Source organism: Zhenpiania hominis, assembly GCF_014333425.1.
GTDB classification, from domain to species: domain Bacteria; phylum Bacillota; class Clostridia; order Peptostreptococcales; family Anaerovoracaceae; genus Hominibacterium; species Hominibacterium hominis.
The window spans coordinates 1-17,549 of record NZ_JACRYT010000022.1; the positions used below are offsets into that span (position 1 = coordinate 1).

The following is a 17,549-nucleotide window of genomic DNA, read 5'->3' on the forward strand; positions in this document are numbered from 1 at the left end:
TTTCCATAGAGACCTTATCCTTTCGTGATTATTTTGTTTTTGGGTAAAACTATTTTATCACTTTGGAGTCGGTCTCTTCTTTTATTTCTCTGAAAACTCCACAACTATTTTACACTATCGCAGGCGCTTTTAAAACCCTGCCGGGACTGTGGAAAGATGAGCAAATTGCAAGCCATGCCAAAGTCACAGAGCGGGTACATGCGGCAGGTGGAAAAATAGCCGCGCAGTTATACCACGCGGGCAGAGAGACAACCAGCGAGATAACAGAAGTACAGCCAATTGCTCCATCCGCAGTCAAGGAGCAGTCAATGAGCGAAATCCCAAGAGAGTTAACGATTGAGGAAATACATGAGCTTGTAGAGCAATTTGGAGATGCGGCAGAGCGAGCCAAAAAAGCAGGCTTTGACGCGGTAGAAATGCATGGCGCCCATGGATATCTGATAGGCGCTTTTGTTTCGCCGCTTTCCAATCTGAGGCATGATAAATATGGAGGGTCTATCACGAACAGGGCCCGTTTCGCTGTGGAAATTTTACAAAATATACGTAAGAAGTGTGGAGAAGAATTTCCTGTCATATACCGGATGTCTACGGTTGAGTACGCTCATGGCGGTCTTGCGATAGAAGAAGCCAAAACAGTAGCCATGATATTGGAAGACGCAGGCATAGACGCGATTCATTGCTCACAGGGAATTTATGTATCTACACATGCGATCATTCCATCGTCGATTGTACCAAGAGCAGCCTATGTTGATAATGCCGCGGCCATAAAAAGCGTCGTGGACATACCGGTCATTGCTGTTGGAAGGATTAATGACCCCAGAATTGCAGAGTCTGTAATTGTATCGGGAAAAGCGGATTTGGTGGCTATGGGAAGAGCCTCCCTTGCGGATCCGATGCTGCCGAAAAAAACAGCGGAGGGCAGAGAAGATGAGATTATCCGCTGTATCGGGTGCGTGCAGGGATGTGTTGGGGAACATGTTACTGGGAGGTATACAAGATGTTTAGTAAATCCTGTGACAGGCATGCTTGATGAATATGACTTGACTCCAACGAAAGCGCCGAAAACGGTTTTGGTAATCGGCGGCGGTATTTCCGGTTGTGAAACAGCAATTGCGGCAGCGCTGAAAGGTCACAAGGTTACGCTAGCTGAAAAAACTGGTAAACTAGGAGGCCAATGGGTGCAGGCATCGATTCCGATTGGCAAAAGCGAATTTACGTCTCTGATTAACTGGCAGACCAATGAACTTAGACGCTTGGGAGTTGAAATTCGAATGAATATCTTGGATGATAAAAAACTTATTGAAAAGACGAATCCAGATATCCTTGTTGCGGCAACAGGAAGCCGCCCTATCATTCCCTCAATTCCCGGAAGCTCAAAAGCGCATGTTAAAACAGCCCATGAGGTTTTAAACGGAGACGTACCAGTTGGAAAGCATGCAGTGGTAATTGGCGGAGGCCTGATCGGGGCGGAAACTGCGGACTGGATGGCCGAGCAAGGCGCTAAAGTGACCATGATTGAGATGCTTCCGGAAATCGTAAAAGATGGGGAGCATACGCCGAATAAATACTTAAAAGAACGCCTGGCAGAATACCAGGTTGATATTTACACTTCTACGGAAGTTACAGAAATCCGAGACGATTGTGTAATCGCCAGGAAAGGGGAGAATTGTATAGAAATTTCAGATGTCGATATGGTCGTAATGGCGGTAGGCGTTGAGAAAGCGCTTCCTGAAGATAAAATATTTGACTCCTTTCAAGGCCGCGTTATTTATGTCGGTGATGCGAGAACTGTCAAAAATGGATTTAAAAATATGTTGGAAGCTTTCGAAACCGGTTTGAAGATCGATTAACTATCGCAGCGCCGCTGTCTGGGTGTGGCAGGAAATATCACATCGTGTTTGCGTCGGGTTTTAAGAAATTTAAAAAATGTGTATTTTAGTGTCAAAAATCTATAAATTTTCGTGCATATTTACATGAAAATATGATATACTATAGCTATCTGCAGGGAGGTCGCTATGTATCGAAAGATTACTCGCTTTTTGGAAGCATGGAAGGAAAACAAACATCGAAAACCTTTGATTTTACAGGGGGCAAGACAGGTTGGAAAAACCTATTCGATTTTGGAGCTTGGACGCAGCCACTATGAAAATGTGGCGTACTTTAATTTTGAAACAAATCCAAAGCTGAACGAAACTTTTGATGAAAACATTAGTCCGGATTATCTGCTCCCTATTTTATCGCATATCGCAGGTCAGACGATCGTGAAAGAGAAAACGCTGATCGTATTCGACGAGGTACAGCTCTGCGAACGGGCCTTAACTTCTCTGAAATATTTTTGCGAGGATGCGCCGGAGTATCATATCGTAGCTCTCGGCAGCTTGCTCGGCGTTGCGACAAGCAGGGAAAAATTCTCTTTTCCGGTAGGTAAGGTCGATATGAAAACCATGTATCCTATGGATATGGAGGAGTTTATGATGGCTATGGGTGAAGAAGCTCTTGTAGCACAGATTAAAAAGTGCTTTGAAACCGATACTCCGATGCCTTCCGCCCTGCACGATGCGGCAATGCTGCTCTACAGGCAATATCTCGTTGTAGGCGGTATGCCCGAGTGTGTTCTGCAGTTTACGCAGACAAAGGATTACATTCTTGTACGACATACACAGGATACCATACTCGCAAGCTATCTGAATGATATGAGTAAGTACAACAATGTGAATGAAATTAAGAAAACCAGACTTGTCTATGATAACATTACGGTTCAGCTCTCAAAGAAGAATACTCGTTTTCAATATAAACTGATAAAAAAAGGCGGAAGGGCATCTGAATTTGAAAACGCGATTGAATGGCTCTGTCTGTCCGGTATCGTTTCACAGGTTTATAAGGTAGAACAAATCAAAAAGCCTTTGGAGAACTACCGTGATATTGACGCGTTCAAGATCTATGTTTCTGACTTGGGTCTGCTTTGCGCAAAGAAAGACTTAGCGGCAAATGATGTCCTTTATATGGTTGAGGATTTGAACGATTTTAAGGGAGGTATGACGGAAAACTACGTCCATGTGCAGCTTACTATGAACGGCTATAAGAACTACTATTGGGAGTCCAGGCGCGGAGCTGAAATAGATTTTATCATTCAGCGAGACGGACAGATTATCCCCATTGAAGTCAAAGCCGCCGATAACACCAGGGCAAAGAGCCTGCGGGTCTATATGGATACTTATCATCCCGCCTACGCGATTAAGCTCTCCGCAAAAAATTTTGGATTTGAGGACAATAAAAAAACCGTTCCTCTCTATGCTGCCTTTTGCTTATAGTCCGCATATATGAATGGTATATTGTCAGGGAACGCATGACCCTATAGCAGAATCGCCGCGTAAATCGGAATGGTTACCAGGCTGATGAGCGTAGACAGGCTGACCAGGTTGGAAGCGTATTCACTTTCCAGATCGTAGTATTCGGCCATAATTGCCGTCTGGGCATGGCATGGAAGGGCGGCGGTAAGAATAAAGACCTTCAGAGGAAGGCCATGAACCCCCACCAGAGAGAAAACAGCGAATATAATCAGCGGATGAATCACAAACTTTCCTGCCATAATAACCACCTGATCCAGTGTGATTTTAGGAATTCCATGGGAAAAGGATTTCGCCAGATTGGAGCCGATGACCAGAAGGGACAGAGGCACGCAGATGTCGCCAAGATAGGTGAGGGCGGTTTCCGGAATTGAGGGCAGATGAAGCTCCAGCTCCGCCAGGACACAGCCGATGAGAACTCCAATGAGCCCCGGACTGAGGATTTTTTTCAGAGAAAAGGAATCTCTGTTTTCGCGGGAAGCCTTGCTCAGGGTATAAACTCCAAGGCTCCAGAACAGCACGATGGTCACAAGATAAAAGGTAAACAGATAAGGAAGGCCGTCATGGCCGAAAATAATCTGGTTGATGGGAAGTCCGATAAACATCGTGTTGTTAAAGGTGAAGGTGGTTTCAAAAACCGCCTTCTTTTCCGGAGCCAGCCGCAGCAGGCGGGAAAGGAGTTTTCCCAGGAAATACATGAAAAAAACGCTGGCAGCGATAATCAGCAGATTCCAGAAAGAGGAGCGCAGCAGCTCCGGCGTGAAACGGTTTTCAATACTGACAACGGCCAGACAGGGCGCCGCGATCTTAACCACTGTAGTGGAAAAGACTTTGTTTGTGTTGTCCGGCCATTTTTTTGCTTTTGTGAAATAAAAACCTACGGCTAAAAGAATAAATACAATCAGTACGCTGCTCATTCCTCTCAGCATAATCGTTCCTCCATCCTGATTTATGGGTATATTAAAAAGAAATCCTTATTATAATAATGCAAAAAAGATACCAATCTGAAAAAACGCGGAAAACAGCGATTCTTTTCGAGGCAATATGACAATTCTGCGACAAAATGTCAATGTGTTTCAGAAAGTGGCACAAAAGTGACACATAACTGACACGGCTGCAATGGTGCGATGACAGGATAAGAAAAAAGGCCGGATGCGAAATCCCTGATAATTTACAGATAAAACACAGGGATGGAAAAAAAGAATTGCGAAGATTTATGCCAATGGCATAATAGTTGCGTTTTGCTAAGAAGAGCAATCTATCTTTCTGAATATAAGGAGGCGGGTGTTATGCGGAAACAGCCAGATACCTTAAAATACGGCCTGGAAGATGTGGTCCCCAGACAGGAACTTCCCCTTTATACCCTGCAGCATATTGTTTATTTTGCCGCGGGAATTATCGTGCTGCCCATTGCGGTGGGCCTTTATCTCGGGCTCTCCCAGGGGGAACTCGCGGAATTTTTACAGAGAACCTTTTTCTTATGCGGCGTGGTTACGCTCCTGCAGCTTAGTTTTGGACACCGGTATCCGATTATTGACGGACCGGCGGGCCTGTGGGCGAGTATGTTAATCGTCATGTGCCTTGTGGTTTCGGAAATGGGCGACAGCTTAGGAGAGCTTCGAAGAGATTTACAGCTTGGAATTCTAATCGCGGGAGGACTTGTCGCCCTTCTTGCCGCCAGCGGACTGATTGTAAAGATTTCCAAGCTGTTTACCCCCATTGTAAACGGCGTGATCATTTTGCTGATGGTGCTGCAGATGAGTGAAACTTTTATTCGGGGCGCGCTAGGCGTAACCGATGAAAGTCCGGCGATGGACCCGAAACAGATGCTGGTATTTCTGGTAACGATTGTGGCGATCCTGGTGATTGCGGTTTATGCAAAAGGTTTCTTACAGAGTATCGCCACTCTTCTGGGTGTCGCGGCAGGATGGGTGCTGGCTGTGCTGATGGGACTTTCGGAGCACAGACCGGCGATGGATCAGATTTTCAGCATTCCCAGGGTGTGGGCCTTTGGAACTCCCTCCTTTGATCCGGGCGTGACGATCACCTGCGTCATCGGCGCGCTGGTACTGCTGTCCATGAGTTTCGCGAGCCTGAACAGCATGGCGGAAGCGGTAGGAGAGACGGTTACCGATCGCAGGCTTTCCAAAACCGTGTTATTTCACGGTATCGCCACCATCCTGACCGGTATTTTCGCGGTCATTCCCTTCATGCCCTTTGTATCCTCCACCGGAGTGGTACTCATGACCGGCGTTGCCGCAAGGAAACCCTTTCGCATCGCCTGCGTCTGCATGATTGTCTTTGGGATCTTTTCTCCGGTTGCCGCCTTTCTTTCGTCCATGCCGTCTACGGTCGCTTACGCCGCCAGTACGGTGGTGTTTTCCCTGATCCTCGGACAGGGGCTGAAGGAATTCCAGAAGATCCGGCTTACCAACCGGGAAAGCTATATTATCGGAATTTCCATGATCAGCGGAATGGGCGTCATGTTTCTTCCGGATCAGGCGTTTTCAGCGCTGCCGGAGACGGTTCATTTTATTGCTTCCAACGGACTGGTTACAGGTACGATTCTGGCGATGGCGCTGGAACAGATTTTCCGTAAAAAGGAAGCTTAATCTCTGTAATCAGACAGATTCAGTTCATATTTATCAAGCCGCCGGTACAGGGTGCGCAGATTCATGCCCAGCGCCCGGGCGGCTTTTGTCATGTTTCCTCCCGTGGCCCTCAGGGTAGAATCGATCAGAAGTTTTTCATTTTCTTTTACATTCAACGTTCCCGTGGAGGAAAGGGGTTCCGGCTGAAGGGCCGCGGGAGTCTGGGAAGCGGGGGAAGGAGCGGCGGGATCCGAGACGTGCAGGATCTCGGCAGGCAGGTGTTTCAGCGTGATTTGTCCGTCCTCATCACAGAGATTGACCGCCCGCTCAATGACATTTTCCAGCTGCCGGATATTTCCCGGCCAGGAGTAGGTCTGTAAAGCAGGGTAGACCTCCGGCGCGATCTGAATATTGCTGAATTTATCACGGTTATAGGTTTCTAAAAAATGATCGGCCAGGAGGCGGATTTCTTCCGCGCCGCGTTCTCTCAGAGCCGGCGTGTTGACCGTAAACACATTCAGACGGTAATAAAGATCGCTTCGAAAGGTTTTGTTTTCGATCTGCTGCAGAAGATTCTGGTTTGTGGCGGCGATAATCCGCAGGTTGACAGGCCGCGGATATTTCCCGCCGATGCGGACGACTTCTTTGGTCTGAATCACGCGCAGCAGGGCTGCCTGTATATTAAGCGGCATATCTCCGATTTCGTCCAGAAAAATGGTTCCGCCGTCTGCCATTTCAAATTTTCCCGGCTGTCCGTTTCGATCCGCGCCGGTAAAAGCCCCTTTTTCGTAACCAAACAGTTCGCTTTCAACCAGCGTGTTGGGAATGGAAGCACAGTTGATGGCAAGGAAGGGTCCGTCTGCTGAAGGACCGGCGTTATGGATAGACTGGGCAACCAGTTCCTTTCCGGTGCCGCTTTCACCGAGAATCAATACATTGGAGTTGCGCTGGGCGGCTTTTTGGCAGGCGGAAATCATATCTTTTACAGGCCTGGAATTTCCGATAATATTATCAAATGTATAGCGAGCTTTATAGCCCCCTACATTATTGACAAGCTTATGGATCAGTTCGGTCTTATTGAACCGGAGCAGTGTTTCGGTGATCGTTCCGGTATTATCCCGAATAAAATGGACCGACATGCGGAAGGTCTTGGGGAGCGCGTTGGAATTCCGCAACTTTACGGATACTTCCTCGTTATACTGCTCTTTTTCAAACATTTGGGTTCCGTTTGCCCGGCTGCCGTCGATTCCGTCAATATTGAGATAATCGAAAAAATTCTGCCCGATGATCTGTTCGTAGGAAAGGCCGAACATTTTAAGGGCATGTGTGTTAACCTGGGAAACCCGGCAGGTCTTGGTAAGCAGGAAAAGACCGGAAGGCATATTTTCGATAATGCTGTTTCTCTGAGCGCTGATCCGTTCGATATTATGCATGGCCTCGGTAAGCTCCAGTTCCTTTGCGATACTGTCCGCTGCCGAAAGAACCATGCCCAGCGTATGCGGATGGGCGTGCTCTTTCAGAACAGTGACGTTGACAGCGCCTAGCAGATTTCCGCTCCGATCGAGGATTGGAGCGCAGGAACAGGTATAAATCTGATGTTTTTTGCAATAATGCTCCCCGCCGCAGATCTGAATCGGTTTGCGGAGATACAGCGCGGTACCGATGGCGTTGGTTCCCGCTACCGCTTCCTGGCGGCAGGCTCCGGGAACCAGATGGGTCATGGCCTGACTGCTGGCGACGATTTTATGATCCCCCAGGTAATCGAGGATGTATCCCTCTCTGTCTGAAAGCAGAGTGTAAGAATCGGTCCCGCGGATAATGGAGTAGAGACGCTCCATATAAGGGCGGGCAACCTCGATCAGTTTCATATTATTATTGATTTTCAGATTCAGAGTGTCCGGCGAAAGGATCTGGCTGACGATCCCCATGGGATCGACCCCGGCCGCTCTCGAGCGTTCCCAGGAGGCGAGGATTTCCGGCGGCATGAAGGAGCAGTCACAGGATTCCCCGCGAATGAACTGCTGCCACGCGGCATGAAGCTGCTGCTGATAGGAATCATCGACGCTGGCATGGGAAATGATAAATTCTGTCATAGAAACACCTCTTATTTTCGGAAGATAATCATTTTTCTTTTTATTATACATGACAAAATGTCGTTATGCAAAGGTAATTTTGACACGCTATGACACAAAATGTCGCAGTCAGCACAGGTGTTTTTTAAGTTGCCGCGTATTTTTGTGACGAGGCAGCACAAAAATATTTTAAAAAGGATTGGAATTTCAACGATAATTTTTAAGCTGCAAAAAAAAGACGACGGATATGTAAATTTGGCACATGCCTTGCTTTTGTTTATGAATGACAAGAAAACGTTCCATATCATTTTACGGTAAGGAGCTTCGGTATAGAGAAAGCGCGAATTCAAAATTGTCAGGGAGGTAAATTATGAATGTGAAAAACTACAGTAAGAAACAGTTGATGAGCTTTTATGAAACCATGTTTAAAACGAGACGGTTTGAAGAAGAAACCTTTGAGTTTTATAAAAAAGGCATGATGGCGGGACTGGCCCATCTGTACATGGGTGAGGAAGCGGTGGCCGCGGGAGTATGCGCGGCGCTGAAAGAAGATGATTACATTGGAAGCACCCACAGAGGCCACGGGCATCTGGTAGCGCGGGGAGCGGATCTGAACCGGATGATGGCGGAAATTCTGGGGAAAGAGACCGGCTACTCTCATGGAAAGGGAGGATCTATGCACATCATGGCAATGGACAAGGGAATTCTCGGAGCTAACGGAATTGTCGGAGGCGAGATTCCCATCGCGACAGGAGCCGCATACACAATCAAATATAAAGGTACCGACCAGGTGGCGGTGTCGTTTATGGGCGATTCGGCCACCAATGAGGGTACCTTCCATGAAAGTCTGAATATGGCAGCAGCATGGGATTTGCCGTGTATTTATATAATTGAAAATAACCTTTACGGAATTTCGGTGGATATCCGGGACGTAACAAACACGCCGGACCTGGCGGTGAGAGCCAAAGCCTATGATATCCCAGGCGTTGTAGTAGACGGTATGGATGTGACAGCCGTTTATGAAGCCGCGGTCAAAGCGGTAAAACGAGCTCGGGAGGGGAAAGGCCCGACCCTGATCGAATGTAAAACCTACAGATGGCAGGGACACCATGTGGGCGATCCGGCCACTTACAGAAAGAGAAGAAGTGAGACAGAGAAGGAAGACTGGATGGCAAGATGTCCGGTAGCAACCCTGAGAAAAGAAATGATCGAATCCGGAAAAGCCAAAGAAGCAGAGATTGAGAAGCTGGAAAGCCAGATTGAGGAACAGATTCAAGAAGCGGTTCAATTCGCGGCAGACAGTCCTTATCCGGAGGCTTCCGAGGCATTTACAGACGTGTTCCAGCAGGGAACGCTGTAAACATCAGGTACAGAGTAAAGAAAGAAAACTACAGAAAGGAATGGAAACATGAAAGAACTTACATATGCGCAGGCAGTCTGCGAAGCGCTGGATGAAGAAATGGCGCGGGATGAAAATGTGGTAATGCTGGGAGAGGATATCGGATTTATTGGCGGAAACTTTAAATGCACGGTAGGGCTTTTGGAAAAATACGGAGACCTGCGGGTGAAGGACACGCCGATTTCTGAACAGGGCTTTGTAGGAATGGGCGTCGGCATGGCGCTGACCGGTCTGCGGCCGGTAATCGAGCTGATGTTTTCCGACTTCCTGCTGGTGGCGGCGGACCAGGTAATCAACCAGATGGCGAAAATCCGGTATATGTCCGGCGGGCAGGCTAATGTACCTATGACCATCCGCTGTCCTATCGGCGCGGGCAGATCTTCCGCGGCGCAGCATTCCCAGTCCATGCAGGCGATGGTAGCCCAGTTCCCGGGAACGAAAATCGTACTTCCGTCGACTGCCCAGGAAGCAAAGGGACTTTTGAAAACCGCGATCCGGGACGATGATCCGGTGCTGTTTTTAGAGCATAAAATGGAATACAACAAGAAATACCAGATCGATGATGAAGTAGAGCCGATTCCCTTTGGAAAAGCGCGGATCGCCAGAGAAGGAACGGACATCACCATCGCTGCCACATCTTCCATGGTCATGAAATCCGAGGAAGCGGCGGAGCGCCTTGCGAAGGAAGGCATTGAGTGCGAAATTATCGACCTGCGGACCATCGTGCCGCTGGATACGGAGACCATTATCGAGTCAGTGAAAAAGACCGGAAAGCTGATTGTAGCCGACGAAGCTCACGAACGCTGCGGAATCGGAGCGGAAGTGGCGGCCGCGGTTGCCGACGAGGTGTTCTATTATCTGGACGCGCCTTGCGGAAGAGTTAATAACCCCAATGTGCCGCTGCCTTTCAGCCCGGCCCTGGAATTCCCGCTGATTCCGTCGGCGGATAAAGTGTATGAAAAAGTAAAGACCTATTTTAAATAAAGAAGAGAGGAGAGGGAAAATGGCTGAAATTATTATTATGCCAAAGCTTGGCTTTAATATGAATGAAGGCAAGCTGGTAGAGTGGTATAAAAAAGAAGGTGACGCCGTGGCAAAGGGAGAACCTCTTTTCTCCGTAGAAACCGATAAGACAAATATGGATATCGAAGCCACCGGCGACGGTGTGGTAAAAAAACTGCTGATTGAGGCAGGAGACACGATTCCGGTTACTTTACCGATCGCGGTCATCGGCGCCGCGGAGGAAGACGCGTCCGCGGCAATTGAAGATGCTGCTTCCCAGCTGAAAGCAGGCGGAGCGGAGAAAGCAGCGCAGGAAGAAGCTCCTACGAAGGCAGAGGAGGCGCCTTCCGCCAAAGAGACGGTGCCGGAACCTGCGGCAGCTCCCAAAGGAGAGGGCGGCAGACTGAAAATATCTCCCAGAGCAAGACGCGTGGCAGCAGAAAACGATCTGTCTTTGGAGGGACTTTCCATTGTGGGAACCGGCTGGCAGGGCGGAATCTGCGAGCAGGATATTCTGGACTATCTGGCTTCCAACAGGCTGAAGATTACGCCGGTAGCCAGAGCCATGGCCGAGGCGGAAGGACTGGATCCGGAGACCATTACCGGAACCGGAGTTAACGGCAAGATTATGAAAGAAGACGTGGAAAAAGCGTTGGCCGAAAAGATGGCCGCCGCGGCGCAGACCGCTGTCGAGGCGGAAGCCGGAGCGGGGGAAAGGAAATTTTCTCCGGACGGCAAAGAAATTCTGGAGGAAGTTCCCTACGCGGGCGTACGCAAGGTCATTGGAGACCGGATGTCGGAAAGCAAGTTTACCGCGCCGCATCTTTACTTTACCCAGAAGGTGGACCTGGAAAAGCTGCTGAAGCTGCGTAAGGAAGTGAACGCGGCCCAGGATAAGAAGACTTCGGTAACGGATTATATCGCCAGAGCGACGATTTTGGCGCTGCAGAAATATCCGGAAATGAACGCTTCCCTGGTGGGAGATACCATTGTAAAATATAAGAGTGTGAACCTGGGAATCGCGGTGGCGTCTCCCACCGGGCTGATTGTGCCGAATATCAAGGACGCGCAGAATCTGAGCGTGGTGGAACTGTCTAAAGCGGCGTCGCCCCTCTTTGAAAAAGCGCGGGCAGGAAAGCTTGCCATCGACGAATATACAGGGGGAAGCTTTACCATATCCAACCTGGGAATGTTCGGAATTGAAAACTTCACGGCGATTATTAACCCGCCGGAGGTGGGGATTTTATCCATCAGTTCCACCAAGGACGAGCCGGTTGTGATCACGGATGAAGATGGTAACAAGGAAATCGCTATCCGGCCGATGATGAATATTCAGGTATCGGTGGATCACCGGGTGATCGACGGACTTTTGGCCGCGCAGTTTGTAACGGAAATCAAGAACCTTCTGGAACACCCGATGAGTCTGATGGTATAAATTTAAATAGGTAGAACATCAAGCTTATAAATGGAAACAAGATAAATCCTCTATAAATAATAAAACAGACCGAATACAACAAAACGATCACATGTACTCCAATTAGGAATGGTTATTTGGCATTACGAATTTATAAGCTTGATTCTATTCTTTAGAAAGGAAGAGAAGAATGGCGGAAGTAATTATCATGCCCAAGCTGGGCTTTAATATGAGTGAAGGAAAACTGGTGGAGTGGTATAAAGCCGAAGGGGAGGCGGTTGCTAAGGGAGAACCGCTGTTTTCGGTGGAAACGGACAAGACCAATATGGATATCGAAGCAACAGGAGACGGAGTGGTAAGAAAGCTGTTTATTGAGGCAGGGGATACTATTCCGGTAACGCTGCCCATCGCCATTGTAGGAGAGGCAGAAGAAGATATCGAAGCACTGGTAAAGGAATCCCTGGAGAAACTGGGAGGAAACGCGTCTGCCGGAGCGGAAGCTTCGACTGAGAGTTCTTCTGGCGCGCAGACTGTGGAGCCTGCTCCAAAATCGGAACAGAGCGGATCCTATGATTATGATATCGCGGTTATCGGAGGCGGTCCGGGAGGCTATGTGGCAGCCATTAAGGCGGCTCAGATGGGGAAAAAGACTGTGATTATTGAAAAAGAACATGTTGGAGGAACCTGTTTGAATGTGGGCTGCATCCCTACCAAAGCGCTTCTTAAGAGCGCGGAGGCTTTGAAGGAAGTGAAAGAATGCGGGTCCTTTGGCGTTATCGGCGTGGATGTGTCGAAAGCGGCGCTGGATTTGGAGACTGTACAGAACCGGAAACAGACGATTATCGGGCAGCTGGTCGGCGGCGTGCAGGGACTGCTGAAGAAAAACGGGGCGGTTCTGGAAAGCGGAGAAGGCGTGCTGGAAGATCCGCATACCATCAAGGTAGGAGGAAAGACGATTACAGCAGAAAGTGTCATTATCGCCACGGGGTCAGAAGCTAAGAGCCTGCCGATTCCGGTGGATCCGGCGATGCCGGTTCTGACCAGCACGGAGATGCTGAATATCAGCGAAGCGCCGGAGTCTATGGCAGTCATCGGAGGTGGCGTTATCGGAATTGAATTTGCCTACTTCCTGGCATCCATTGGAGTGAAGGTGACAGTCATTGAATTCCTGGATCGGATTTTGCCGATGGTGGACGCGGAGCTGACAGCGCAGGTAACGGAGAATCTGCGAGAGATGGGAATTGAAATTCATACCGGAGCGAAGGTGACGGAAATTACAGCAGAAGGCGTCCGCTTTGAAAGAGGGGGAACGCAGTCAGAAGTGAACTGCCAGCAGGTGCTGATGGCGGTAGGAAGAGCGCCGTCCCTCGCGGGAATTGACCCGGAAAAGCTGGGACTGAAAACCGAGAGAGGGGCGATTGTAACGGACAAGACCCTGAAGACATCCGTACCGGGAATCTATGCTATTGGCGATGTCAATGGGAAAGCCATGCTGGCCCATACCGCTTCCGCGGAAGCGATTGTGGCGGTAGAGACGATCTGCGGAGAGAAAGCGGAGATGGACTATGACAAGATTCCGAGCGCTATCTATATCCAGCCGGAAATTGCCAGCATCGGATTGACCGAAGAACAGGCGAAGGCGAAGTACGGAGAGGTAAAAGTGGGAAGATTCCCAATGATGGCCAACGGAAAAGCCAAGGTTGAAGGAGAAGAACGGGGCATGATTAAAGTGATCACGGAAGCGAAATATGGAGAGATTGTAGGGGTACATATGTACTGCATTCACGCCACAGACATGATTGCGGAGGCTTCCGCGGCTATGAAGCTGGAAAGCACGGCGGAAGAGTTGGCTATGGCCATTCATCCTCACCCGACGGTTTCGGAAATCATGCACGAAGCCATGCATGCGGCTTCCTGCGGGAACGCCATTCATATTTAAGCCAGTAAAGAAGCAAATACTCTTTGCTCCCCTTATCTTTTTAGATACAGCTCTCCCGCGGAATTCCCGCGGGAGAGCTATTATGCGCAAAAAATATTGAAAACGCGGACAATCTTATAAAGAGAGTTGTTCGATTACCGGCCTGAGACGGTTAAAATCCACAAAATCAACGGTCTGGCCGTAGGTTTCAATCATCGCCTTGGTTTCCGCGTTTTGCTGATCTGGCGGAATTTTTTTTACTTTACGGTAAAGCATCTTCATCATGGTCTTATGTTTGAATTTTAATTTTTGATAGTCAATGCCTCCCCGCAGATGAAAAATCCGCGTACGCTGGAAGAGCCAGCCGGGAATCTGTTTTTGGGCGGAAGCCTTTATATTTTTTCTGTTTTCAGGATCTTCCGGATCCGCAAGCCCTACTGTAAGAAGGATAAGTTCTGTACGGGCATCTGTAGGAAGCTTTCTTAGTGCTGCGGAAAGTCCCCAGACTCCGCCTGCGTACAGCCCGCCTACATAAAAGAGACGGTCGTAATCCCGGAGCGCCGGAGCCTGGTCACAAGAGACGCAGCGCAGACCGGTTTCCTTTGCCAGCGCCTGAGCGTAACGCATGGAAGTGCCATAGCAGCTTCCATATAAAATGATGGAATTCATGTTAAAAACCTCCTTGCGATCATCACCGATACCTAAGCGTATTATACAGGATAAGTGAGAAGAAAACAGCAAAATTTTGTTGTAGATTCAAATGAATTCTCTTATACTAAAAATGGATGTAATAAGAAGAGCATTTGCAGGGAGGCAAAAGCAGATGATAAAGTGGGATTTGCTGACAGAGCAGGACTGGATGACAATCCGGAGGGAAAAAAATGTTCGGATTGAGGTTCCTGCCGGACAAATTGCGTCCTTCTCCAGGAAACTCCCTGAAGGCTGGGGCAGCGGATATAAAAATGTTACGGTAGTCTGCGTCTGTGAAAGCCAGCAGCAGGCAAACAGACAGATTCCTGCTTTTCTGGAAATCCCTATCTGGCGCAGGGAAATAAAAGTAGATCCACTGGTAGAAAAAATGGACTTTGAACCCTGGCTTGCGGGAGGAAAGATCAAGCGCGTTTCCTGTAGCGGAGAAGTGGGGAGCGGCGGCAGGCTGTGTCGTTATGAATGGGTGTTGGACCTTCGGGAGCAGTGTGTCAGACAGAAAATCGAATTTTGCTTTGCCCGGACCGGTACGAACTTTCAGAAAGGCCAAAAGCAGTACCGAATCGCGGAAGCGATTCAGAAAGAACAGGCGGCAAAAGCGGGCATCGACTATAATCCCCAGGAAGAAAAAGCGGCAGACTTAGAGTCTCTGTTTGAACGGCTGTCTGGATCGAAGTTTCGGAGCGGTTTCCGGTTGGGGAAAAAGGAGATCCAGTATGCGGAAGAAAAAGGGCGTGATACAATCCGGCTTCACGCGCAGGAGTTTGTGCGAAAGCGACTGGCACCCGCGGAAATCGCAAATGACGGCAGACAGACACCCATGCGGGGACATCCTGTTTTTCCGGCTCAGCACGCCACCGGCACATGCTGCAGAGGCTGCCTGTACAAATGGCACCGCATTGAGAAAGGCAGGGAGCTGAGTGAAGAAGAACAAGCGTATATTGTATCTGTGATCTGTGAGTGGATTGCGAGGCAAATGAAGAGCATGGGAAAGGATTTTTAAGGGAGTTAGAAAAAAGCACGGGATGGGGGAAAGAACCGAAAAATGCGCAGAAAGCGCAGGGGCTTGTCTGAAAATCAAAGCCCTGGCAAACTTCTTCCCGGTAATTCGAACCTACAAAAGGAGAGCGGATGTTGCCAAATATCTAAAATAAAACTTCCGGACACATTTTTTTCATTTTTGTGTGGCCAATTAATTGAGAAAATTTTGCGGACACATAACTTTGACGAAAATTCCGGATTCTGCGGAAGATTGACTGGCATAGGCAGTTAATTGTTTCTGAAATTTAAACAAATACGCCCTGTTTTGACGCGTTTCGACAATAATCGACTGCGCAAAAAGTTAGTGTCAGTGAACTTTTTGTTCCCGAATGAATGAAAGACTGCATTGGCCACAAAAGTATGGGAGACTTCCTATAATTGTAGGTAAATATTTTTGAAAACCAGTTGACAGAAAAGCAGACTTTGTAGTATAATAATTTTCGTCGTCAGAACAGAAGATATTGTTCCAAGGTAGCTCAATGGTGGAGCAACCGGCTGTTAACCGGTAGGCTGTGGGTTCGAGCCCCACCCTTGGAGCCAATTCAAATAGTACACATTCGGAAGCAGGTTCTTCCGAAGAACTTGCCGAAGTGGTGGAATTGGCAGACACGCGGGACTTAAAATCCCGTGATCCTTACCGATCGTACCGGTTCGACCCCGGTCTTCGGCACCAATTTCAATTTAATATCGCGGGGTGGAGCAGTTGGTAGCTCGTCGGGCTCATAACCCGGAGGCCGCAGGTTCGAATCCTGTCCCCGCAACCATGGATATAACCTTGGAATTTTAATCATTCCAAGGTTTTTTATTGCGTCTCAATAAACGGCAATCTGCAGCTACCTGTTATAGATAAAATGGCTCTGTTAAAAATGTTGGGGTGGCGGATACTCCAAGGATTTCAGAGCCTCTTTCATTTTTTGAAAAAACGCTGTTTTCATCGGCTCCTACGGGAGTATCCCACAGATCGTTTACTGTAGAACATGTTTATTCTTTTCGATCGGTTTTACGGACATCAGGGCACTAAAAGATAATATTTGCACGGTAGCTCACTGGCTTTTCATATTCTGTTTTAGTCATGTCTGCTCATCGGTCAGTTCTAAGAAACATCTTTTACCAGTTGAGTACGGTAATTATGGACTTTGCTTGTGATGGTTCTGCAGCTTTATTCTACAGGATTCAGGCTTCTAATGCTTTTCTTTTCATTAAAAAAGATGACTCGCTATCTGCGAGCCACCCCAACATATTTTTTCGAACCAAAAAACTCCACAACAACCTGATACTGTTCCCCTACCCGATTTTATTGTATTTTTCCAGAATGAACGCTATAATATTGAAAAAGACAAGTGAGAATTTGGAGGGGTAATATATGGCTAATTCATATCAGATAATAGATGAAAAAGCATGGGAAAGGGCAATGCACTGCGCCGTATTTAGAAACAGTGTTGAACCTGCTTTTTGTGTGACATTTGAAGCGGATATTACAAATTTTAGGCTCATGGTTAAGGAAGAAGGATTATCCTTTACATTAGCTATGGTATATGCAGTATGCAAATGTGCCAATCATATAGAGGCTTTTCGTTATCGCTTTGTAGATGGAAAAGTTGCCCTTTATAACAAAATAGACACCGCCTTTACTTATTTGAATGAGGATACGGGCTTGTTCAAAGTAGTAAATGTTCCAATGTTAGATGATTTGAAAGAATACTGTGAGTTGGCAGCAAAAACAGCCAAAGAACAAAAAGTATATTTCACAGGGCCATTAGGAAACGATGTTTTCCAATGTTCTCCAATGCCTTGGGTTACATATACTCATATATCACACACAAACTCAGGAAAGAAAGATAATGCAACACCTCTTTTTGATTGGGGAAAATATTATGAAAAAGATGGAAGAATCATGATTCCAATTTCCGTGCAGGCACATCATTCATTTGTAGATGGTGTGCATATCGGACAATTTGTGGAAGAACTGAAAAGACTTTTGAATGAATGCTAAATCTGAAGTTGTAAAGTGATAAACAGATGGAAAATACCAGGAAAGAAGAATATGTTCTTTGCCC

12 protein-coding genes and 3 tRNA genes are annotated in these 17,549 nt (G+C 47.8%); 12 read left to right on the forward strand and 3 right to left on the reverse strand.

The genetic code is table 11. The features are described from left to right. Positions 1 to 62: 62 nt before the first annotated feature. Complete coding sequence (locus H9L42_RS14045) at positions 63 to 1,850, forward strand: FAD-dependent oxidoreductase (RefSeq protein WP_283243252.1); 1,788 nt, start codon at positions 63 to 65, stop codon at positions 1,848 to 1,850. Positions 1,851 to 2,015: 165 nt separating this feature from the next. Then, complete coding sequence (locus H9L42_RS14050) at positions 2,016 to 3,311, forward strand: ATP-binding protein (RefSeq protein WP_187304042.1); 1,296 nt, start codon at positions 2,016 to 2,018, stop codon at positions 3,309 to 3,311. Between the two features lie 41 nt (positions 3,312 to 3,352). Here the strand turns inward: H9L42_RS14050 and H9L42_RS14055 are convergent, their stop codons facing one another. Beyond that, positions 3,353 to 4,276 carry an AEC family transporter gene (locus tag H9L42_RS14055; protein WP_187304043.1) on the reverse strand — a complete coding sequence of 308 codons (924 nt, stop codon included), beginning with the start codon at positions 4,274 to 4,276 and terminating at the stop codon, positions 3,353 to 3,355. Positions 4,277 to 4,636: 360 nt separating this feature from the next. Between H9L42_RS14055 and H9L42_RS14060 the strand changes: the two genes are divergently transcribed. Next, complete coding sequence (locus H9L42_RS14060) at positions 4,637 to 5,959, forward strand: uracil-xanthine permease family protein (RefSeq protein WP_187304044.1); 1,323 nt, start codon at positions 4,637 to 4,639, stop codon at positions 5,957 to 5,959. Here H9L42_RS14060 and H9L42_RS14065 read toward each other — a convergent pair. Continuing rightward, positions 5,956 to 8,031 carry a sigma-54-dependent Fis family transcriptional regulator gene (locus H9L42_RS14065; RefSeq protein ID WP_187304045.1) on the reverse strand — a complete coding sequence of 692 codons (2,076 nt, stop codon included), beginning with the start codon at positions 8,029 to 8,031 and terminating at the stop codon, positions 5,956 to 5,958. The genes H9L42_RS14060 and H9L42_RS14065 overlap by 4 nt on opposite strands. 349 nt (positions 8,032 to 8,380) lie before the next feature. On the opposite strand from H9L42_RS14065, the gene H9L42_RS14070 reads away from it, so the two are divergent. From H9L42_RS14070 to lpdA, 4 genes are all read left to right on the forward strand, one after another. Further along, on the forward strand, positions 8,381 to 9,370 hold the full coding sequence (locus tag H9L42_RS14070; protein ID WP_187304046.1) for a thiamine pyrophosphate-dependent dehydrogenase E1 component subunit alpha: 990 nt from the start codon (positions 8,381 to 8,383) through the stop codon (positions 9,368 to 9,370). Positions 9,371 to 9,418: 48 nt separating this feature from the next. Continuing rightward, a complete protein-coding gene (locus H9L42_RS14075) occupies positions 9,419 to 10,393 on the forward strand; it encodes an alpha-ketoacid dehydrogenase subunit beta (RefSeq protein ID WP_187304047.1) in 975 nt (324 codons plus the stop codon). Positions 10,394 to 10,412: 19 nt separating this feature from the next. Further along, the gene (locus H9L42_RS14080; protein ID WP_187304048.1) at positions 10,413 to 11,846 is read left to right on the forward strand and encodes a dihydrolipoamide acetyltransferase family protein; all 1,434 of its coding nucleotides are present in this window, start codon (positions 10,413 to 10,415) and stop codon (positions 11,844 to 11,846) included. Between the two features lie 169 nt (positions 11,847 to 12,015). After that, positions 12,016 to 13,764 (forward strand): dihydrolipoyl dehydrogenase, encoded by a 1,749-nt coding sequence (gene lpdA, locus H9L42_RS14085; protein ID WP_187304049.1) that lies wholly within the window; start codon positions 12,016 to 12,018, stop codon positions 13,762 to 13,764. 114 nt (positions 13,765 to 13,878) lie between these two features. Here lpdA and H9L42_RS14090 read toward each other — a convergent pair whose 3' ends face one another. After that, positions 13,879 to 14,412, reverse strand: coding sequence for a flavodoxin domain-containing protein (locus H9L42_RS14090; RefSeq protein WP_187304050.1), 534 nt, complete (start codon positions 14,410 to 14,412; stop codon positions 13,879 to 13,881). A 154-nt stretch (positions 14,413 to 14,566) separates the two neighbouring features. Here H9L42_RS14090 and H9L42_RS17295 point away from each other — a divergent pair, with 154 nt between their 5' ends. The 5 genes from H9L42_RS17295 to H9L42_RS14115 all read left to right on the forward strand — a co-directional run bounded on the left by H9L42_RS17295 (position 14,567) and on the right by H9L42_RS14115 (position 17,485). Next, positions 14,567 to 15,454 (forward strand): DUF5131 family protein, encoded by an 888-nt coding sequence (locus tag H9L42_RS17295; RefSeq protein ID WP_187304051.1) that lies wholly within the window; start codon positions 14,567 to 14,569, stop codon positions 15,452 to 15,454. 503 nt (positions 15,455 to 15,957) lie between these two features. Further along, positions 15,958 to 16,032 (forward strand) — tRNA-Asn (locus H9L42_RS14100). 44 nt (positions 16,033 to 16,076) lie between these two features. After that, positions 16,077 to 16,165 (forward strand) — tRNA-Leu (locus H9L42_RS14105). A gap of 15 nt (positions 16,166 to 16,180) precedes the next feature. After that, positions 16,181 to 16,256: transfer RNA gene (locus H9L42_RS14110), tRNA-Met, on the forward strand. A 599-nt stretch (positions 16,257 to 16,855) separates the two neighbouring features. Then, complete coding sequence (locus H9L42_RS14115; protein WP_187304052.1) at positions 16,856 to 17,485, forward strand: CatA-like O-acetyltransferase; 630 nt, start codon at positions 16,856 to 16,858, stop codon at positions 17,483 to 17,485. Positions 17,486 to 17,549 lie beyond the last annotated feature (64 nt).